This is a genomic window from Clostridia bacterium (genome assembly GCA_028698525.1).
Taxonomy (GTDB): Bacteria; Bacillota; Clostridia; order JAQVDB01; family JAQVDB01; genus JAQVDB01.
Map to the genome: position 1 here is coordinate 13,796 of JAQVDB010000020.1, position 20,860 is coordinate 34,655.

Consider the following 20,860-nt stretch of genomic DNA (forward strand, 5'->3'; position numbering starts at 1 on the left):
TGACGAATGTAATGCAAAAAATACTAGTTCAGCTTTCCCTGTTTGAGCGCAGGCGAGTTTAGGGAAAGCTTAGTATTTTTGAAATGTAGTGAGTCATAGTTATTTCCGAATATTCATTGCATGAACGGTCCTTCTATATATATGTTCCGTACGTGTTTGCTGTCATATTCACAAATATTAGCAATACCGGGAGGATATAATACCCTCCCTTTAGAAAGCTTCGGTTAATACTCCAGACAGGGAATTGTATGCAAGGTTAGTGAATTGCTCATAAATATTTATTGCAGAATGGTCTTGCATATAAGTCCCGTGCGTAGTTGCTGTCATACTTATAAATACAGCATATACTCCATTGTGTTTGATATTGCTACGTGCAAAATGTATAATAAGATGTAAACTCTATAATCTTAAGGTTTGGTGATAAAAATGAGGAAACCACTGGCTGAAAGAATAAGGCCTTCTAATATTGAAGATGTAGTTGGGCAGAAACACCTGCTGGGTGAAGGTAAGATTTTAAAGAGAATGTTGTTATCAGGCATGATAACCAATATGATTTTTTATGGACCACCAGGTACAGGGAAAACCACAGTTGCAAATATAATTGCTAATGAGACAAATAAAAGATTTTACAAATTAAATGCTACCAACGCCAGTGTAAAAGATATAAAAAATATAATCAACGATTTACAAGGTATAGAAGGTAGCAGAGGAGTTTTATTATATTTAGACGAAATACAGAATTTCAATAAAAAACAGCAACAATCGTTGCTGGAGTTTGTAGAGAATGGAATGATTACTTTAATTGCTAGCACTACTGAAAATCCATATCACTATGTATATAAAGCGCTGCTCAGCAGATCTAATGTATTTGAATTCAAATTATTGGATAAAACAGACATAAAAAAGGGTTTGGCAAGAGCTTTGGAGATAATAAAAGAGGATTTGTCTAATTTTAAAGTTATTTTAGATTCCGATGCTTTTGATATGATAGCTGCAATAGGCGGGGGGGACTTGAGAAGGGCTTTGAATATATTAGAGCTTGCTGTTTACACAACACATCCTGATGAACAGGGAAAAATAAAAATAAACGTGGATATTATAGAGTTATGTGCACAGAATAAGATATTAAATTATGATAAATTTGGCGACAGCCATTATGATATTTTAAGTGCATTTCAAAAATCTATACGAGGTAGTGATCCGGATGCCTCTGTACATTATCTAGCTAGGTTGGTAATGGCCGGGGATATAATTTCTATCTGCAGAAGGTTGATGGTTATTGCATCTGAAGATATCGGCATGGCATATCCTATGGCTTCAGTAATTGTAAAAAGTTGCGTGGATTCGGCTATGCAGCTGGGTTTGCCTGAAGCTAGGATACCGTTGGCACATGCAACCCTTGTGTTAGCGACTGCACCTAAATCCAACTCAGCGATAACAGCAGTAGATAATGCCTTGTCGGATTTAGAGACCAAGGATGTTGGGGATATTCCGTTACATTTAAAGGATGCACATTATGATGGTGCCCAAGCACTTGGCAGAGGAAAAGATTATCTTTACCCCCATGATTTTAATAATAATTATGTAAAGCAGCAGTACCTTCCGGATAATATAAGGAAAGTCAAATATTATATTCCTGGTGATAATAAATTTGAGAATAGAGCTGCTGGATTTTTAAGTAAATTGAAAGAAGAATAGTTCAAAGAGGGTGAATAGACCAAATGGATCTGAACAAAGTTGCTATTGCTATGAGTGGAGGAGTGGATAGCTCTGTGGCGGCATACATACTGAAAAAAAGGGGATATGAAGTAATAGGTATAACCATGGAGCTGTTTTCAGATAATTCTGCCGTGCAGGATGCTAAAATGGTAGCAGATCAATTGGGCATAGAGCATCATGTAGTAGATTTAAAAAAAGTTTTTGATCAAAAAGTGGTTGATTATTTTGGTAGAGAATATTTCGCTGGTAGGACTCCTAACCCTTGCGTGACATGTAATCGCTATATAAAGTTCGGAGAACTTTTAACGCAGGCGAAAAGATTAGGCGCTTTTTATCTTGCTACAGGCCATTATGCAAGGGTGGAGTTTGATAGTATTAATGATAGATTTTTGTTAAAGAAGGCAGAAAACATTGAAAAAGATCAAAGCTATGTATTATACAATTTAAAGCAAAGACAACTGAAACACATATTACTACCCCTTGGATATTATTCAAAGGCGGAAATAAGGGGAATTGCTGAAGAATTAGGTATATCTGTAGCTGAAAAGCCTGAAAGTCAAGAAATTTGTTTTATAAAGGATAATGATTATGCTGGATTTATAAAGAGGAATTTTCCTGACAAAATAGAATCAGGCACTTTCATGGATACAAAGGGCAATGTGCTAGGAACACATAAAGGAATAATACATTATACTATAGGGCAAAGGAAAGGATTGGGAATAGCCCTAGGCAAACCTATGTATGTGGTAGATATAGACCATGAAAAGAATTTGGTTATTTTAGGGGAAGCTGATGAGGTATTTTCTCAAGAGTTAATTGTAAATGATATAAACTTTGTATTTTGGGAAAATTTCGATGGGGAGGCAGAAGCACAGGTCAAGATAAGATATAATGCTCAACCAGCACCAGCCACTCTTTGTTCTATTGATGAGGATAAAATATTAGTAAAATTTAAGCAACCTGAACGAGCGATAACTCCAGGTCAATCAGCGGTTTTTTATGATGGGGATGTGGTACTTGGGGGAGGAATTATTTTAAAAAATACTTGACAATATCAGTTGTACAAATTATACTAAATAAAAATATTAATATTCGAGTGATGAAGAGGATAGTAAACTTTTAGCTTTTTATAGAGAGTCAGTGGTAGGTGGAAACTGATAAAAGCTTTTTGTTGAATCCGCCTCTGAACTTTACAGGCGAACTGTTCAAAAGAAGTAGTCTGTAACGGGGATATACCGTTATTTAACTGAGGTTGTGCATGGTTTTTTTGTGCAGCGAAACAAGGTGGCAACGCGTGACTGATCTCTCCCGCCCTTGATATCTTATCAGGGGGCGGGTTTTTTAATATTTAAAACTAGAGCAAAGTATAACATTAGAAATTTATTTGAGGAGGAATAATAGTTATGGAAAGAGAAAAGTTATTAATGACACCAGGGCCAACCATGGTGCCTACTAGGGTATTACAGGCAATGTCAAAACAAATTATACACCACAGAACAAAAGAGTTCAGTGAAATATTCAAAAATTTATCACAAAATATAAAAAAGGTATTTCACACCGAAAATCCTGTCATAACATTGGCATCATCAGGTACAGGTGCAATGGAGAGTTCAATAGTGAATTTGTTTAATCCTGGGGATAAGATATTAGTAGCTAGTATAGGCGTATTTGGAGATAGATATGCTACTATTGCAGAGAGATTCGGTTTAAAAGTTGATAATCTGAAAATAACATGGGGAGAATGTGTAGATCCCCAGTTGATAAAAGAAAAGCTTGAGCAGAATAAAGACGATCAATACAGAGGGGTAATTGTGACGCATAACGAGACTTCAACCGGCGTGGTTAATGATGTGGAGGAGATAGGAAGTATTTTAAAACAATATGAGGAAGTTTTATTTATAGTTGATGCAGTGAGCTCGATGGGAGGAGCTAAGATATTGACCGATGAATGGGGAATAGATGTGGTAGTGACAGGCTCACAAAAGGCATTGATGACACCTCCTGGATTAGCTTTTGCAAGTGTAAGCAAAAAAGCTATGGAGGCTGTTGAAAAATCAACTTTACCAAAGTACTATTGGGACTATAAGGATGCCGTAAATCGGTTAGGTAAGGAAAATCCTGATACACCGTATACTCCGGCTGTTTCACTTATTATAGGTGCAAATGTGGCGGTAAATATGCTATTAGAAGAGGGCCTGGAAAATATATATCAAAGACATAATAAGCTAGCTTTAGCTACAAGAGAAGCAGTTAAAGCTCTTGGGCTTGAACTGGTAACAAAAGAGGAATGTGCTTCTCCCCTTATAACTTCTATAAAGGCTCCGGAAGGAGTGGATATTGAAGAAGTTAGAAAAATAATGAATGTTAAATATGATATTATGATTGCAGGTGGGCAGAAACACTTAAAAGGCAAGATATTCAGGATAGGTCATATGGGATATGTGGATAAATTTGATTTGATGAGAACAATAGCAGCCCTTGAATATTCATTGTTGGAAAAGGGATATAATATGGAGCTAGGCCAAGGTTTGGCTGCTGCACAAAAAATACTTGTATAGGAGGCATGATGATGAAAATACTTGTTACTGAAAAGATAGCTGATACAGGATTGGAAATGCTCAAGGAAAAGTTTGATACCGATATTAAACAAGGGATGAGCAAAGACCAGTTGCTGGATTGTATAGGGGATTATGATGCTTTAATAGTGAGGAGTGGAACTAATGTCACTGAGGATATCATTGAAAAGGCATCTAAATTAAAGGTTATAGGAAGGGCAGGAATTGGGGTTGACAATATTGATTTAAAAGCAGCTACACACAAAGGAATTATAGTTGTCAACACACCCCAGAGCAACAATATTTCTACTGCTGAACATGCAGTAGCACTGTTGTTATGTGCTGCAAGGAAGATACCCCAGGCAGACCGTTCTTTACGGCATAAAAAATGGAACAGAGGTCAGTTTAAAGGAATTGAGATAAATGGTAAAACAGTTGCAATCCTTGGCTTGGGAAGGATTGGTTCTATCGTTGCTTCTAGAATCAAATGTTTCGGAGTAGAAGTGATAGGATATGATCCATATATTTCAGAGGCTCGTTTCAAAAAGCTTGGGGTGGAAAAGGTAGATAGCATAGATGAAATTATGCAAAGAGCCGATTTTATATCCCTTCATCTTCCTAAAACAGAGGAGACTCTGGGCATAATAGGTGAAAAAGAGCTGGAAAAGGCGAAGAAAAACTTAATTATTGTAAATTGTGCTAGAGGCGGTCTTGTTGACGAAAAGGCACTATGCGAAGCACTAGAGCAGGAGAAAATAGCTGGTGCCGCCCTTGACGGGTATGAAAATGAACCTAAAGGCGGGGAAAAGAATTTTGATAATCCACTTTTGAAGTTGGATAATGTAGTATTGACCCCTCATTTAGGTGCTTCTACCAAGGAAGCTCAAGAAAATGTAGGTGTTGCAGTGGCGCAGCAGGTCATAAAATCCCTTGAAGGTAAATTTGTGAATGCGGTAAACCTCCCTGATCTTGCCATTAAGGATACAGATGAGATGGCGCATTATATAAGGTTGGGAGAGATTTTGGGCAAATTATATTACCAAACGGAAAAAGATCCTGTAGAAAAAGTGGAAATACTGTATAGTGGTGAAATATCTGAAAAACAAACAAAGGTAATTACACTTTCCTATTTAATCGGGTTACTTGAACCGATTTTAAAAGAAAGAGTTAACTTTGTTAATATAGAAAATCTGATAAGCCAAAGGGGTATAGAGGTTGTTGAAAGTGTAAAGTATAATATAGATTACTACACTAATTTGGTATCAGTCAAAGTTAAGAATAAAAAAAGCGAAGTGACTTTTGCCGGAACAGTCTTTGGCAGAAAGGAAATAAGAATAGTGAATCTTGCCGGATTTGATGTGGATATAGTTCCAACCAAGTATATGTTGGCAATACAGAACAAGGATACACCTGGAGTAATCGGTCAGATAGGTACAATATTAGGTGTGTGCAAGACCAATATAGCTACAATGAAAGTCAGCAGGAACGAGAAGGAAGGTACTGCTATCATGATTGTAAATGTGGATCATGAGGTTTCAAAAGAAACAATTGAACTGATAAAAAATGTGCCTGGAGTGATAGAAGCTAGGCAGCTTAAATTTTGAAGATATATTCATTTATGAATATATCTTTTTTTTGTAATAAAATATTTTTGGTTTCATATATATATAATGTTAAAAAATATTTATCAAATACTGTCTTTACTGGACAGTAGTTTGCTATGTATATTACTCCTAATAAATAAAAAAGAATAATTAAAGGTGAGAGGAGGTAATAATATTGAATGATTTTGACATATATAAAAATATAGCGGAAAGGACAGATGGCGATATCTATATAGGTGTGGTAGGACCGGTCAGGACTGGAAAATCGACTTTTATAAAGAGATTTATGGATTTATTGGTATTACCTAATATAGATAATATACATAAAAAGGAGAGAGCCAAGGACGAATTGCCTCAAAGTGCAGCGGGTAGGACTATAATGACAACAGAACCAAAGTTTGTTCCAAATGAAGCGGTAGAAATAAAGCTAAATGAAAATGCAGCACTAAAAGTGAGGATGGTTGATTGCGTAGGTTATCTCGTAAAAGGTGCACTTGGATACCTAGAAGGAAATGTTCCCAGAATGGTTAATACCCCTTGGTATGAAAGGGAGATCCCTTTTGAAGAGGCTGCAGAACTCGGAACGAGAAAAGTCATAACTGATCACTCTACCATAGGTATTGTAGTAACAACGGATGGTAGTATAACGGAGATACCACGATCAGATTATATAGAAGCCGAAGAAAGAGTGATAAAGGAATTAAAAGAAATAAATAAGCCTTTTATTATACTGCTTAATTCCACAAAACCATACGATGATGATACCATCAATCTCAGGGATGCTCTGGAAGAGAAATATGAAGTACCTGTGATTTTAGTTGATTGCCTGAATATGAACGAAGATGATATAAAGAATATATTGGAGAAAATATTGTTTGAATTTCCTGTAAGTGAAATAAATATTGATATGCCTAGATGGGCTCAGGCTCTTGAGATAGATCACTGGTTGATAGCAGATATTTTAAATGGTGTTAAGAATTATATCTCTGATCTCTATAAAGTGAGAGATATAAAAAACAATTTAGATGTTTTCAATGAAATAGAATATTTAGAAGATGTAGATATCAAGAATATCTCATTAGGCAAGGGAAGTGCTGATATTAAGGTTTCAACGGAAGAAGGTCTTTTTTATAAGGTATTGGCCGAAGAATCTGGTTATAAGATAGAAGGGGAACACCAACTTATAGGATTACTTCGGGAGCTAGCTTATGCCAAGCAACAATATGATAGACTTGCTGATGCTTTGGGAGAAGTTAAAAGAATAGGTTATGGCGTAGTGAAACCTCAATTAGAAGAACTTAAATTGGAAGAGCCCGAAATAGTAAGGCAAGGGAACAGGTTTGGGGTTAGGTTGAGGGCTAGTGCACCTTCCCTTCATATCATAAAGGCTGATATAACTACTGAAGTGTCTCCAATAGTAGGCACAGAGAAGCAGAGCGAGGAATTAATAAGATATTTGCTAGAAGAATTTGAAACAGATACATCTAAGATATGGGAATCTAATATTTTCGGAAAATCATTACATGCGCTGGTGAATGAAGGTTTATCAAATAAACTGCAAAAGATGCCTGAAGATGCTCAGATTAAATTAAGAGAAACCATACAGAGAATTGTAAATGAGGGTGATGGGGGATTAATTTGTATTATTTTGTAGAAAAAAAGCCTTGAAATTAATTAATATGTTTAGTATAATAGTTACTGTATTTAATTTATCTGGGTGTGGCGCAGTTTGGTAGCGCGCATGAATGGGGTTCATGAGGTCGCAGGTTCAATTCCTGTCACCCAGACCATTTTAATTGTATATTAACCACCTGAATTCTTTAAGAAGGATGGTGGTTTTTATTATATTTTGATATAATAAATGTAAAAATAGTTTCTGTGGATATACCATAGGGCATAGGAGGTAAATATATGTTGGATCAAGTGGTGTATGAGAACTTTGATTGGATATACAAACAGATGACAAAGGGCGGACTTTTTTTGACTACTAAAGGTAAGAAATTGAACACGATGGTTATAGGATGGGGAGGAATAAATGTTTATTTTCGTATACCTATATTTATAGTTCCTGTCAGAGAGTCCAGATATACACACCAGATAATGGAGAATTCAAGAGAGTTTACTGTGAGTATACCCCAAATGGGAACACTAAAAAAAGAACTTTCTTTTTGCGGTACAAAGTCTGGAAGGGATTTTGATAAATTTAAAGAATGCGGTCTAACTCCTATAGAGGCAAAACAAGTTAGCGTTCCGGTGATTAAAGAATGTAAAATGCATTTCGAGTGTGAAATAATATATAAGCAGCATATGATAGGAAAAAATCTAGATAATGAAATCGATAATGCGGTTTATTCTGATTCTGATTATCATAGTTTTTACTTCGGCAAGATACTTACATGCTACAAAACAAAATAATAAATGGGGAATTAACATGAAGATTATAATAGCTCCTGATTCATACAAGGGAAGCCTAAGTGCTGTTGAAGTATCACAAGCTATAGAGAACGGCATAAGGAAAGTGGAAAGAAGTGCAGATATACATAAGATACCTATGGCAGATGGTGGAGAAGGTACTGTTGAGGCCATGATTACAGCAACAGGAGGGAAAGTGATAGAAAAGACGGTAAAAGGTCCCCTAGGTGAGCCTGTATCCTCTTATTTTGGAATTTTACAGGATGGCACTACTGCGGTGATTGAAATGTCTGCCGCGTCCGGTCTTCCTCTTGTGCCTAAAAACAACAGGAATCCGATGTTTACCACTACATACGGTACTGGTGAATTAATTAAATTTGCCGTAGAATTAGGTTGTAAGAAATTGATAATTGGCATTGGAGGTAGTGCCACCAATGATGGCGGAATGGGTATGGCTCAAGCCTTGGGAGTAAAATTTTTTGATAAAGACGGGTTGGAGCTTGGGTTTGGTGGTGGTGAACTTTTGAAGTTAGATGCCATTGATTATTCAAATTTGAATGTAGATTTAAATAGCGTAAATATAGAAGTTGCATGTGATGTAGATAATCCACTCTGCGGACCACATGGTGCATCCCATGTCTATGGACCCCAAAAGGGTGCTACTCAAGAAATGATTCAAAAGCTGGATCAAGGTCTTTATAATTATGCTAGTTTAATAAAAAAACATTTAGACAAAGATATATTGGATGTTCCTGGCTCTGGTGCTGCTGGTGGTTTAGGAGGAGGATTAGTTGCTTTTTTAGGTGCGAAATTAAAATCCGGAGTGGATATTGTTATAGAAACTACTGGCTTAAAAGAAAAGGTCAAAGACTCTGATTTAGTATTTACGGGTGAAGGCAGTACGGATTATCAAACTCTGTTTGGCAAAGCGCCGTCTGGTGTAGCAAAAATTGCTAAGGAGTATGGTGTTCCTGTAGTTTGTCTTTCCGGAGGAATAGGCGAAAATGCACAAAAACTGTATGATGTGGGTGTCACTTCTCTATTTAGCATTGTAAACAGGCCTATGAGTCTTAAGGAGTCGATGGATAATAGTAGTAAATTAATAGAAAAATCGGTAGAGTCTATATATAGATTATTCTATTTTTCAAAAATAAATTGTTAGCAATAACTAGGAGGAAAAGTATAGATGAAATATGTGTATGCAGTGTTAACGGTTTTAGAAGAAAATCCTATAATGCAAACGCTAGTGAGCAACAGTAGATTGACGGGTAGACAGGTGTTGGATAAAGTAGTGCTTAACTCAGAAGAAAGAGAAAAGTATAAGTCTTGGAACAGCGAAGAAGAGATATTAAAAGATATGAATAATAAGATATCCATAAAAGTAGAGATACAAGAAGTGGAAGTAAATTAAAGATGAAAACAGCTTTTTAAAGCTGTTTTTTTTGATGGTTTTGACATAATGTTACATTATTCTTTGAAGGAGAAAGGAGAGTTCTGAAGAATAGATATTATAGATAAAGTAGATTTAAAAGATTTGGTTTCTAAAATGTATTATTTGTCTGGGGGGATACACAAGTGGATGTAAAATATGATAAAAAAACCAATAGCTTAATTGTCACAATTCAAGGTGATTTTGATCATCATTCGTCCAAAAGAATAAGGGAATTGATAGAAAGGAATATGAGAAAATTTCATGCAAAGAATCTTGTGCTGGATTTTAAAGGCTTAAGTTTTATGGATAGTTCAGGTATAGGAGTGATAATTGGCAGATATAGAGATATAAGTATAAATGGTGGAAAAATAGTTATAGTAAATGTTAATAACCAGTTCAAAAGGATATTCAACATATCTGGGATACAGAAAATTATAGATATTTATGATGATACAGAAAAAGCATTGAAGCACATGTAAGGGGAGGTTAAAACATGAAAATTTTAAATGAGATGAAAATGGAATTCCTTAATAAATCTGAAAATGAAGCATTTGCTCGAGTAGTGATTGCATCTTTTGCCTCACAGCTTGACCCTACTTTAGAAGAAATAACAGATATAAAAACTGCAGTTTCAGAGGCGGTTACAAATGCAATTATTCATGGTTACGAAAATGAAGTTGGTTATGTCAGAGTAGAATGTAGGCTTTATGATGACAATAGAGTAGAAGTGGAAGTTGTAGACAAAGGACATGGGATAGATGATGTTGAAAAAGCCATGCAGCCTCTTTATACTTCAAAACCTGAATTGGAAAGATCAGGGATGGGGTTTACAGTAATGGAGACTTTTATGGATGAGATCTATGTACGTTCAATACTAGGCAAAGGTACGAATATTACCATGGTGAAATATATCAAAGATAGTAAAAAAAACGATTCCTCTGAATAGAGGGTGATTATATGCAAGGAAACTTTGTATCTAAACCTAGTAATTTTGAGCTATTAGACCATGATAAGACTATTGAATTAATACAGCATGCCCAAAAAGGTTCTGAAGAGGCTAAAGATATGCTTGTTAGACATAATATTGCATTAGTAAAATCTATTGTGAAAAGGTTTATTAATAGGGGTTTTGATTATGAAGATTTGGTACAAGTAGGTTGTATTGGTCTTATCAAAGCTATTAATAACTTTGATATAAGTATAGGTGTGAAATTTTCTACATATGCGGTACCCATGGTAATGGGAGAGATAAAGAGATATTTAAGAGATAACAACATGATAAAGGTAAGCAGATCGCTAAAGGAAAAGGCCAAAATAATTTTAATAGCTGAAGATAGGTTGAAAAATGAATATAATAGAGAGCCCACCATCAGTGAGATAGCAGAGTTTACTGGGTTGGAAAAAGAGGAAATTGTATGTGCCATTGAAGCCAATTCTACTCCCAGATCCATATATGAGACAGTTTTTAATGATGATGGTTCACCTATACTTTTGATAGATCAGATTGGCGATGACAAGCAAGCAAATGACGAAACAATTGATAGAATTGCTTTAAAAGATATAATTGTTTCGTTAAATCCAAGGGAAAGACAAGTGATATTTATGAGATATTTTAAGGATAAAACTCAGACGCAAATCGCTGAGGTGCTTGGTATATCTCAAGTACAAGTGTCTAGGATAGAAAAAAAAGTGCTAGAAAAAATGAGGCATATGTTGAGTTAAAACAGTTCAGATTGAGCTGTTTTTTTATTTTACATAAAAAAATATTTAATGAGAATAATAAAAAAGGAACTATAAGAGGTGATTTATATGTTGAAATCAAGAAAAAATGTCAGTTTATTGATAGTAATTTTGATAATCACAATAATAAGTATAAGTTCCTTTTTGTATATTACAGCTGAAAAAGAAAATAAGATGCCTTCAGGGGCAAAGCTTGTATATGGAGGAGAATGTAGTTGGAAGTGTACTTAAAGCCTAATAAAATTGTATATTGTGAAGATGGAGTCCAGCTAAGACTCAAGGATTTAGCACAAGTTCTTGCAGATAGACAAGTGCAGGAAGATATAGAAAGACTTACTGTAATAACTTCCAACTTTGCACAGCAAAGCTATATGGTTTTGTCATCACTTGAATTGATAAAAGTGGTAAATACTTATGATAATAATCTAAAAGTGAATATAATAGGGAATACAGAAACAATGTTAAAAAAGGCACAATCTAATAGACAGGACAATGTACTAGCGTATTTAAAATTAGCTGTGGTAATTATTCTGATTTTTTTGGGTGCTGGATATTCCATCATGTATTTTCATGCAGATGTTAATATGTTTGATATGCATAAAAAACTATGTAAAATGGTAACAGGCAATGCAAACAATATCTTAATGATACAGATACCATATTCGTTAGGTCTAGGATTGGGATTGTCTCTTTTTTTTAACCACTTGACAGGGAAAAAACTAACCAGTGACCCTAGTCCTTTAGAGGTGGAAATGTATTTGTATTCGGATAATATAGACAAGTATATGAAAGATAACTCATAGGGGTTGTGTTATGTAAATGCCAAAAATATTTTTGATTATTTCGGGTCTTGCTGCAGGAATTACAATAGGTACAGGAATAGCGGCCCTTTTAGCGTTGTTAGATATTATTCCCAGGTTAGCCCAACTGACCCGTAGCTATAAATATATCTGGTTATATGAATCAGCTTTTATATTTGGTGCAACATTTTTTTCAATTATGGATCTATTAAATGTGAAACTATATCTTAACAGTGTGATTTTGATTGTTTTGGGAAGTTTTATGGGAGTATATATAGGGCTTATAACTGCTGCATTAGCAGAACTTATAAATGTAATACCTGTGATGGTTCGAAGGTCAAACCTTACGCAATACGCTTTTTTCATCCTATTGGCAATAATAATCGGTAAGGTTACAGGTTCTTTAATATATTGGCTATTTCCTAACATAAGGTAGAGGTATATGAAAAGAGATTATTATTTAGAAAAGAAAGCTATGATTGATCAATTAAATCTTGAGGAAAGCGAGATAAGACAAAAGTTTTTGGAGGATTTTCCTCTAAAAAACCCTAATGATAAAAATCATAAAAAGGAGTGATGCTATGTCAACGGTAAAAGTTATAAATTTAATAGGGGAATCTGATGATAGCTGGGAAGGCGCGGTTAAAAATGCAGTGAGTGAAGCAGCAAAGACTCTTGATAATTTAATAGGGGTGGAAGTTGTAAATAATACAGCCAAGATAGAAGAAGGTAGAATTGTAAAATATAAATCTAATGTTCACATAGCTTTTAGAGTGAAAAATTAGGCATGAGAGGTGTAATATGGAACCTAAACAGAAGAAGATTGAAAAAGAGTATCAAAATTTTATAAATGACAAATTGCCTAAACCAAATTTATTAAAAAACTGTTTTAATGCTTTTTGGACCGGAGGCCTAATCTGTGTTGTTGGGCAGTTTTTTAGGAGTATAGGTATAGATAGGCTTGGTATGAATATAGACGACTCTTCAGGGTTTACTTCGATGGTGATGATATTCATTGGAGCGTTTTTAACCGGATTAGGGGTATATGATCAGATTGGAAAATTTGCCGGTGCTGGTTCAATCGTTCCTATTACAGGTTTTGCGAATTCAATAGTTTCCCCTGCGATGGAATTTAAAAGAGAAGGATATGTATTTGGTGTTGCTGCTAAAATGTTTACAATAGCAGGTCCTGTGTTGGTATATGGAATAACTGCCTCTGTACTTTATGGAATAATACTAATATTAGTTAGGTGAGAGGTGAGCATATGGCAAATAAAAAGATAGGTACACAAACAATAAGATTCGATAACCCCCCCTCTATTATAAGTGGAGCTTCTATAGTTGGTAAAAAAGAGGGAGAAGGTCCTTTAGGGGATTTTTTTGATAAGGTATTGGAAGATGACACATATGGTGAGGAGAGCTGGGAAAAGGCCGAGCGTAAGATGTTTATTGAAACAACCCAGATGTCAATAGCAAAGTCAGGAGTAGGTGATAATAATATAGATTTTTTGCTGGGAGGGGATCTGCTCAATCAGATAATTTCTGCAAGTTTTGCAGCTAGAGAATTAAGAATACCTTTTTTGGGTTTATATGGCGCTTGTTCCACCATGTCTGAGTCGTTATTGTTAAGTTCTATAATTATAGATGGTGGTTTTGCTGATTATATTGTATGTGGTGCATCTAGCCACTTTTCAACTGCTGAAAGGCAGTATAGATTTCCTCTTGAGTTTGGAAATCAGAGAAAATTGACGGCGCAGTGGACGGTTACAGGATGCGGAATGGTTACTTTATCTTCATCGGGAGTAGGACCTTTTATAACACATGCTACACCTGGTAAAGTCATAGACTTAGGTATAAAAGATGCGGATAATATGGGTGCGGCTATGGCTCCAGCAGCAGTTGATACAATTATAACTCATTTTAACGATACCGGTTGGGATGAAACTAGTTATGACCTAGTTGTTACTGGGGATTTAGGAACTATCGGTAAAAATATAACGAACGAAATGCTGAAAAATCAAGGGTATGATATAAGCAATATATATATAGATTGTGGAGATGAGATATTTGATCATCAAAATCAGGATACACATGCAGGAGGAAGTGGTTGTGGTTGTGCAGCGGTTGTATTGTCCAGCTATTTGATCAGAGGATTTGTCCAAGGGTTATATAGAAAGATCCTTTTTATTTCAACAGGAGCTTTACTGAGTCCAACAAGTTCATTACAAGGTGAATCTATACCGAGTATAGCGCATGCCATAACTATTGAGAGCGGTGATTAAGGAGTTGATGATATGGACTATATAAAGGCATTTATTGTGGGTGGGACTATATGCGTCGTTGGCCAGATACTTATGGACACAACTCAGCTGACTCCAGCTCGTATATTAGTGATCTTTGTTACATCAGGGGTGATTTTGACAGCTCTGGGATTGTATAAACCTATAGTAGATTGGGGAGGGGCAGGTGCAACAGTACCATTGCCTGGTTTTGGATATGCATTGGCTAATGGTGTAAAAAAGATGGTGGCAGAAAAAGGGGTGTTAGGTGTTCTTACAGGTGGAGTTACTGCTACTGCAGGAGGTATAACTGCAGCAATTGTATTTGGATATTTAATGTCTGTATTATTTAACCCAAGGACGAAAAAATGAATAAGGATATAATAATTGTAACAGATGGTGATAGAGTTGCCCAAAGGGCAGTTGAGGTTGCCGCTCAAAATTTAGGAGTCAGATGTATTTCTGCTTCTGCCGGCAATCCTACTGAAGTTACAGGTCCGGAAATGGAAAGTTTGATTTTATCTGCAAAAAGCACTCCTGTTGTAATAATGATCGATGATGTAGGAAAGCCTGGGATAGGAAAAGGGGAAGGCATATTGGGTTATCTTCTTAAAAGTCAGAATATCAATATTTTGGGGATAATAGCCATAGCTTCTAATAATGAAAGTGATTATGTAGAAGTAGATTGTTCTATTACTAAAGAAGGGGAGATTATTAAAAATGCTGTTGATAAGTTTGGCGATAAGCAAGATACCAATAAGATAAAGGGAGATACCCTAAGCATTATAAATCAGATAAATCAGAAATTAATAATAGTAGGGTTAGGGGACCCAGGTAAAATGGACTTTAATGATGATATTTCAAAAGGAGCTCCTATAACTACCAAAGCAATAGAACAAATATTAAAATCTAGTAAAAACCAAAAAGAGAGCTAGTAGCAAGCTCTCTTTATTGGATAATATTAATCATCATCAATATCGTTATCAGAATTATTATTGTTGCTATCGGAATCACTACTATTGCCATTACCATTATTGTTGCTATTGTTATTACTGTTATCATTATTGCTACTGCCAGTATTGATGGCTTGTTCAATTGCTTTAAATACGGAATCTGATACATTCTTCAGATGATTATAAGCTGAAGATATTTCGTTAGCAGCTTGTTTTGTAATTTGCTCGATGTTAATATTTACTGGTTTTTGATTTTTAGGATTTTGTTGGTTATATTCGATTGTTTTATTCATATTATCTATTGCACTCTGTATTTGCTTATCGTAGTTGTTTATTGCCTGTTCTAATTGAGCAGACGAATCCCTAATAGCCTTTTCCTGTTCAGAGGTTACATGTTCAGGATAATTGCTTTTATAATAATTTAATTTTTGTTCTACTGACGACAACAGATCTTTTGCTTTCTGCAATAAATCCTCAATGTTCTGTCTTAAATCGAGCCAACCGGATGTATGAACTTTACAGTAATTGTCTTCATTTTCGGTGTTAGGCATCTCATATGGAGTATCTAAAATTTTGGCCTTGACTGAATCCGGAAGACTAAAATAAGGTGAATCGGCCGGTCTTTTTACAAATACTTTATTAACCACTTGTGCCTCAGGACAAAATTCTGTGGCAAATTTTCCACTCGTGGCACATATATCAGCTTCTACATGGCAATTACATTTTTCATTTGGTACAGTGCCAGCTATAAAGTATTCAGTCTTAACTACATGACGTGGGTCCTTGAAGCAAAGTTCAGTAGGGATTTTGCCAGAACATGTACATATTTTGGCAGCAACTACTCCCTTTGGTCTAGCAAAGAATTCTTTATATTCAAGATTTTCGTGGATGGGAGCCATTATATTTTTCCAAAGCTCACCAGCAGTAGTACTACTGTACGTGCCATCAGGAAAATGTATATCTATAGGCTTGCCATCTATATTAATCGAATTTGCATCGTTTCCTATCCATACAAAAGCAGAATAGTAGGGCGTCAATCCACCAAATAAAACATCTTTTATTCTATTGATATTTGGATTGTTTACGTCTTTGTTTGTATTTGTCCCAGTCTTGCCTGCAGTAGGCATATTAGGTATTTGGGCCCTTCTGCCTGTGCCGGAGTTGATAACATCCTGCATTAAGTCCAGCATTATCCATGCTGTTTCTTCTTTGAAAACTTCTCTGCGTATAGGATTTTTGTTATCTAATATGATGTTTCCATCCCTGTCCACCACTTTAGTTATTGTGGTAGGCTCTATATAGATGCCCTTATTTCCAATTGTGCCATATGCTGCAGCCATTTGGAGTACGGATGCACCGTCTGTTCCAAGAGAAAGGGCGGCAGCAGATAGTCCAGTCTGTTCGCTATCATTTTTTATAACACCGTACTCTTCATTAAGTCCAAGTTTATCCAAATATTCCTTTGATTGTTGTAGTCCTACGGATTCTAGCAGAACTCTTTCTGTTACTACGTTGATGGATTGTATTATACCTTGTCTGGCTGTTGTCAGTCCTGTATATTTATTATCATAGTTTGCTCCAAAACCCTTTGAACCACCCCAACCAGGAATTTTTGCAGGAATATTTTCATAGACGTATCCAGCAGAACCCTTTAGGTCTACAAGGGGACCGTAAACACTGATTGGTTTTATGGTTGAGCCTACACCTCTGTTAGTTTTAACAGCCCTGTTCATTACTCGCGCATCTTTTGGATTATTTCCATATCTGCCACCAACCATTGCACGTATTTCTCCAGTATGGTAATCGATTATCACAGCAGCAGCCTGAGGATCAGGGAATCCATTTGGGTCTTTATAGTTTTTATAAGTTGCTTTTGGATAACCCTTGAAATTTTCAATTTGCTGCTCTGTATTTTTTTGTATATCAGGGTTTAATGTGGTATGGATTTGAAGACCGCCTTTATTAATAAGGTTTTCCGCCTTTTGTTTGCCATCTTTTTCGTTTTCCCAACCATACTTTTTAACCAGCTTATCCAGTAATTCCTCATAAACATAGTCTATAAAAGAAGACTGTTCTTCCCTTTTTTTAGGTTTTATCAAGACTATTGACTCGCTTAAAGCTTCATCATATTCATCCTTGGATATAGAACCTAGTTCATACATTTTACTTAAAACCAAATCTGTACGTTTTTCTGCAACGTCTCTTGGTTGGTATGTTTGTTCTTCTTTACTTTGTTCAGTATCTTCATCTTTCTGTAACGCTTCATCAGGATAGGGCATATAATAATAAGGGTTTCTGTTTATCCCAGCAAGCATCGCACTTTCTCTTAAAGTCAATTGATCAAGTTCTTTTCCAAAGTACATTTCAGCGGCGGTCTTGACACCATAAGCATTATAACCTAAATATATTGTATTTAAGTAAGCTTCTAGTATTTGATCTTTGCTATATTTTTTTTCTAGCTGCATTGCCAGATACATTTCCTGTATTTTCCTTTTGTACGTTTGCTCCTGTGAAAGTATAGTATTCTTGATTAATTGTTGGGTTATTGTACTCGCGCCTTGACCGGTAGGATCCCCCGATATCACATTTGATAGAGCTGCTCTCATGATGCCGCGAAAACTAATACCATGGTGTTTTTTAAAGTTAATGTCTTCGATTGCTATAAATGCATTTTGTAATTCTTCCGGCATTTCAGAGAGATCAGCATGCACCCTATTTTCTACACCGTGTAGTTCTTGTACTAGTTTTCCATTCATATCATATATAAATGAAGTATGAGCTTGATTTTTAATTTTATTAAGATCCAACTCAGGCGCAGAATCCACATATGATTTACCAATCCCAACGAAAGCACCAATACCAACTACACCGCCAATGACAATCATAAAAAATATTACTTTAAGGCATGTTATAAAGATTTTTAGAGCTACATTGGGTTCTTTAGTACGTTTTTTAAAATATTTATTTTTATTAGATTGTTTTCTTTTTTGGCTGTTCAGTTCTTTATTACTGTCCATTTTATGCCTCCTTAAGCATGAAAGCCATTTTTTTTAGTTAATTATAACACAAAAAAAATTTGTTGTGAAATTAAATATATATTACGAATACATTAAAAGCACAATAAAGTTTATATTTGTTGGGGAAAAGGGAGGTGGCGTATTGAAAAGATATACCAGATATAGATATCGAAAGGGGAAAAAGTTATTCTATATTATTATTATTCTAATAACTTTTATCTTTTCATTCATCATGATTGATAGAAACATAAAACCTACAGTACTTGCTATGTCTGAGGCAAAAGCAAGAGTTATTGCTACTAAAGCAATAAATGATGGTATTTATGAAAAATTGGGCGAAAGTGTAGATTATGAAGAACTGATAAATGTACTAAGGGACACAAATGGCAATATAACGATGCTTCAAGCCAATACAGTAAAAATGAATAAATTATCATCTGAAACTGCTTTGAGTATACAAGAGAAAATAATTGATGTGGGTACTAGGGGGATAAGTATTCCTTTAGGGACTGCATTCGGGAGCCAAATGCTAGCAAACATGGGTCCTGATATAAACATTAAAATATTACCTTATGGTGCAGTAGAGGCTGATTTTGTAACTGAATTCGAAAATGCAGGCATCAATCAGACTAGACATAAGATTTACTTAAAAGTCACAACTGCTGTAAGAATAGTTGTCCCCCTAACAAGTGAAAAAATTTCAGTTACAACACATGTTCCAATAGCTGAAACTATAATAGTTGGAAATGTACCAGATAGCTATGTTAATGTAGATGAAAAAGATAAAATGTATAACTTGATTCCAAGAAAATAGTTAATATAATATTATACATTAAATCTGAACACAACTACATCTCCATCTTGCATCACGTAATCTTTTCCTTCAAGCCTTATAAGTCCTTTATCTCTTGCGGCTGAATATGATCCACATTTTAGTAAGTTTTCATAGGAAATAACTTCAGCTCTTATAAAGCCTCTTTCAAAATCAGTATGAATTTTCCCAGCAGCCTGAGGGGCTTTTGTTCCTTTCTTTATTGTCCAAGCTCGCACCTCTTTAGGACCTGCAGTGAGAAAGCTAATTAAGTCTAATAATTTGTAGCTAGCTTTTACCAGCCTGTCCAATCCAGATTGCTCAAGATTTAATTCTTTTAAAAACTCTTTTTTTTCACTTGGATCAAGTTGAGAAATTTCATCTTCAATTTTACCACATATATATATTAATTGTGAATCTTCTTGTTTAACGTATTTTTCTAGCATCTTATACTGTGAATTGTTTTGCACACCTTCTAATAAATTTTCTTCACTGACATTGGCTACATATAGTACAGGCTTATAAGTCAATAAATTTAACTGTTTTACAAAATCTAAGTCTTCCTCAGGGAAACTTATATTTCTAGCGACATTGCCTGATTCAAGAGATTCTATAAGTTCAATAAGGATTTCAAGTTCTCTTTTGGCAATTTTATCACCGGATTTAGCAATCTTTTCAGTTTTTGCCCTTCGCCTTTGAAGTATTTCTAAATCTGAAAATATCAGTTCAAGGTTTATTGTTTCTATATCCCTCCCGGGATTTATGCTACCTTCCACATGTATAATGTTGTCATCTGAAAAACAACGCACTACATGTACAATAGCTTCTACTTCTCGTATATGTGATAAAAACTTGTTTCCAAGTCCTTCACCTTTGCTTGCCCCTTTTACAAGACCTGCTATATCATAAAATTCTATAGTAGTAGGCGTTACTTTTTCGGGATGAACAAGCTGTGCAAGTTTGTCCAATCTCCCATCAGGGACAGGAACTACACCTACGTTGGGGTCTATAGTACAAAAAGGATAATTAGCTGATTCAGCACCTGCTGCAGTCAGCGCATTGAAGATGGTGCTTTTACCTACATTTGGGAGTCCTACTATTCCTAATTTCATATTCTGATCTTCCTTTCGTTACAAGTATGCAATAATTGTTTATAGTATATAAGTACTTATTCAATATTTGATTTAAACTTTGTTAAGGGAGCATATAACCTGTAGCTGCGACTAATGTAGTGCACTGTACCATTGATATTTATATAATATAACGCACTAGATTGCGGAGCAAGGAAGGTATAATATATCTCCAGTATTGTTGTATTTTAAATATTGCAGTCTACGTAGGAACAACTGCTTGATGTTTTTTGCAAGCCAAATAAATTATACATTATATGAACCGGTGCTGCAATAATACTTAAAAGTTTATTCAGTTTATGCTTTATAAACATGATGATTTTAATTATAATATAGGTATGTTTATAATCAGTTTACAAGAAAGGAATATGATATGGATAAGATAAAGACACCTTCACAATCGCAACT

The 20,860-nt window shown here is 35.2% G+C and carries 23 protein-coding genes, 1 tRNA gene and 1 other annotated feature; of the genes, 22 read left to right on the forward strand and 2 right to left on the reverse strand.

Annotated elements, in window-relative coordinates:
- The first annotated feature begins 426 nt into the window (after nucleotides 1-426).
- The 21 genes from PHP06_04350 to PHP06_04450 all read left to right on the forward strand — a co-directional run bounded on the left by PHP06_04350 (nucleotide 427) and on the right by PHP06_04450 (nucleotide 15,476).
- A complete protein-coding gene (locus PHP06_04350; protein ID MDD3839787.1) occupies nucleotides 427-1,698 on the forward strand; it encodes a replication-associated recombination protein A in 1,272 nt (423 codons plus the stop codon).
- 23 nt (nucleotides 1,699-1,721) lie between these two features.
- Nucleotides 1,722-2,768, forward strand: a complete 1,047-nt coding sequence (mnmA, locus tag PHP06_04355; GenBank protein ID MDD3839788.1) for a tRNA 2-thiouridine(34) synthase MnmA — start codon at nucleotides 1,722-1,724, stop codon at nucleotides 2,766-2,768.
- Between the two features lie 41 nt (nucleotides 2,769-2,809).
- Nucleotides 2,810-3,038 (forward strand) — a binding site (T-box leader).
- Between the two features lie 84 nt (nucleotides 3,039-3,122).
- Nucleotides 3,123-4,277, forward strand: a complete 1,155-nt coding sequence (locus PHP06_04360; GenBank protein MDD3839789.1) for an alanine--glyoxylate aminotransferase family protein — start codon at nucleotides 3,123-3,125, stop codon at nucleotides 4,275-4,277.
- Between the two features lie 11 nt (nucleotides 4,278-4,288).
- A complete protein-coding gene (gene serA, locus PHP06_04365) occupies nucleotides 4,289-5,878 on the forward strand; it encodes a phosphoglycerate dehydrogenase (protein MDD3839790.1) in 1,590 nt (529 codons plus the stop codon).
- Nucleotides 5,879-6,053: 175 nt separating this feature from the next.
- Entirely contained in the window at nucleotides 6,054-7,532 is a 1,479-nt protein-coding gene (spoIVA, locus tag PHP06_04370; GenBank protein MDD3839791.1) for a stage IV sporulation protein A, read from the forward strand.
- A gap of 59 nt (nucleotides 7,533-7,591) precedes the next feature.
- Nucleotides 7,592-7,668 (forward strand) — tRNA-Pro (locus PHP06_04375).
- 121 nt (nucleotides 7,669-7,789) lie between these two features.
- Nucleotides 7,790-8,293, forward strand: a complete 504-nt coding sequence (locus PHP06_04380) for a flavin reductase family protein (protein MDD3839792.1) — start codon at nucleotides 7,790-7,792, stop codon at nucleotides 8,291-8,293.
- Between the two features lie 16 nt (nucleotides 8,294-8,309).
- The gene (locus tag PHP06_04385) at nucleotides 8,310-9,452 is read left to right on the forward strand and encodes a glycerate kinase (GenBank protein MDD3839793.1); all 1,143 of its coding nucleotides are present in this window, start codon (nucleotides 8,310-8,312) and stop codon (nucleotides 9,450-9,452) included.
- A gap of 24 nt (nucleotides 9,453-9,476) precedes the next feature.
- Nucleotides 9,477-9,701, forward strand: coding sequence for a hypothetical protein (locus PHP06_04390; GenBank protein MDD3839794.1), 225 nt, complete (start codon nucleotides 9,477-9,479; stop codon nucleotides 9,699-9,701).
- A gap of 164 nt (nucleotides 9,702-9,865) precedes the next feature.
- Nucleotides 9,866-10,201 carry an anti-sigma F factor antagonist gene (gene spoIIAA / locus PHP06_04395; protein ID MDD3839795.1) on the forward strand — a complete coding sequence of 112 codons (336 nt, stop codon included), beginning with the start codon at nucleotides 9,866-9,868 and terminating at the stop codon, nucleotides 10,199-10,201.
- Nucleotides 10,202-10,215: 14 nt separating this feature from the next.
- Nucleotides 10,216-10,668, forward strand: coding sequence for an anti-sigma F factor (spoIIAB, locus tag PHP06_04400; GenBank protein MDD3839796.1), 453 nt, complete (start codon nucleotides 10,216-10,218; stop codon nucleotides 10,666-10,668).
- Between the two features lie 11 nt (nucleotides 10,669-10,679).
- The gene (gene sigF / locus PHP06_04405; protein ID MDD3839797.1) at nucleotides 10,680-11,444 is read left to right on the forward strand and encodes an RNA polymerase sporulation sigma factor SigF; all 765 of its coding nucleotides are present in this window, start codon (nucleotides 10,680-10,682) and stop codon (nucleotides 11,442-11,444) included.
- Nucleotides 11,445-11,531: 87 nt separating this feature from the next.
- Nucleotides 11,532-11,693: a hypothetical protein gene (locus PHP06_04410; GenBank protein ID MDD3839798.1), complete on the forward strand. Its 162-nt coding sequence runs from the start codon at nucleotides 11,532-11,534 to the stop codon at nucleotides 11,691-11,693.
- On the forward strand, nucleotides 11,684-12,265 hold the full coding sequence (locus PHP06_04415; GenBank protein MDD3839799.1) for a stage V sporulation protein AA: 582 nt from the start codon (nucleotides 11,684-11,686) through the stop codon (nucleotides 12,263-12,265). Before PHP06_04410 ends, PHP06_04415 begins: the two co-directional genes overlap by 10 nt.
- Before the next feature lie 16 nt (nucleotides 12,266-12,281).
- Nucleotides 12,282-12,698 carry a stage V sporulation protein AB gene (locus PHP06_04420; protein MDD3839800.1) on the forward strand — a complete coding sequence of 139 codons (417 nt, stop codon included), beginning with the start codon at nucleotides 12,282-12,284 and terminating at the stop codon, nucleotides 12,696-12,698.
- 6 nt (nucleotides 12,699-12,704) lie between these two features.
- Nucleotides 12,705-12,839 (forward strand): hypothetical protein, encoded by a 135-nt coding sequence (locus tag PHP06_04425; GenBank protein ID MDD3839801.1) that lies wholly within the window; start codon nucleotides 12,705-12,707, stop codon nucleotides 12,837-12,839.
- A 4-nt stretch (nucleotides 12,840-12,843) separates the two neighbouring features.
- A complete protein-coding gene (locus PHP06_04430; GenBank protein ID MDD3839802.1) occupies nucleotides 12,844-13,047 on the forward strand; it encodes a dodecin family protein in 204 nt (67 codons plus the stop codon).
- A gap of 16 nt (nucleotides 13,048-13,063) precedes the next feature.
- A complete protein-coding gene (gene spoVAC, locus PHP06_04435) occupies nucleotides 13,064-13,516 on the forward strand; it encodes a stage V sporulation protein AC (protein MDD3839803.1) in 453 nt (150 codons plus the stop codon).
- Nucleotides 13,517-13,527: 11 nt separating this feature from the next.
- Complete coding sequence (gene spoVAD / locus PHP06_04440; GenBank protein ID MDD3839804.1) at nucleotides 13,528-14,544, forward strand: stage V sporulation protein AD; 1,017 nt, start codon at nucleotides 13,528-13,530, stop codon at nucleotides 14,542-14,544.
- A gap of 12 nt (nucleotides 14,545-14,556) precedes the next feature.
- Nucleotides 14,557-14,913: a stage V sporulation protein AE gene (spoVAE, locus tag PHP06_04445; protein MDD3839805.1), complete on the forward strand. Its 357-nt coding sequence runs from the start codon at nucleotides 14,557-14,559 to the stop codon at nucleotides 14,911-14,913.
- Nucleotides 14,910-15,476, forward strand: a complete 567-nt coding sequence (locus PHP06_04450) for a stage V sporulation protein AE (GenBank protein ID MDD3839806.1) — start codon at nucleotides 14,910-14,912, stop codon at nucleotides 15,474-15,476. Before spoVAE ends, PHP06_04450 begins: the two co-directional genes overlap by 4 nt.
- A 26-nt stretch (nucleotides 15,477-15,502) precedes the next feature.
- Here the strand turns inward: PHP06_04450 and PHP06_04455 are convergent, their stop codons facing one another.
- A complete protein-coding gene (locus tag PHP06_04455) occupies nucleotides 15,503-18,511 on the reverse strand; it encodes a transglycosylase domain-containing protein (protein ID MDD3839807.1) in 3,009 nt (1,002 codons plus the stop codon).
- 142 nt (nucleotides 18,512-18,653) lie between these two features.
- Here PHP06_04455 and yunB point away from each other — a divergent pair, with 142 nt between their 5' ends.
- Nucleotides 18,654-19,325, forward strand: a complete 672-nt coding sequence (yunB, locus tag PHP06_04460; protein ID MDD3839808.1) for a sporulation protein YunB — start codon at nucleotides 18,654-18,656, stop codon at nucleotides 19,323-19,325.
- An 11-nt stretch (nucleotides 19,326-19,336) separates the two neighbouring features.
- On the opposite strand, the gene ychF is transcribed toward yunB, so the two are convergent.
- Nucleotides 19,337-20,434, reverse strand: a complete 1,098-nt coding sequence (ychF, locus tag PHP06_04465; GenBank protein ID MDD3839809.1) for a redox-regulated ATPase YchF — start codon at nucleotides 20,432-20,434, stop codon at nucleotides 19,337-19,339.
- Between the last annotated feature and the right edge of the window lie 426 nt (nucleotides 20,435-20,860).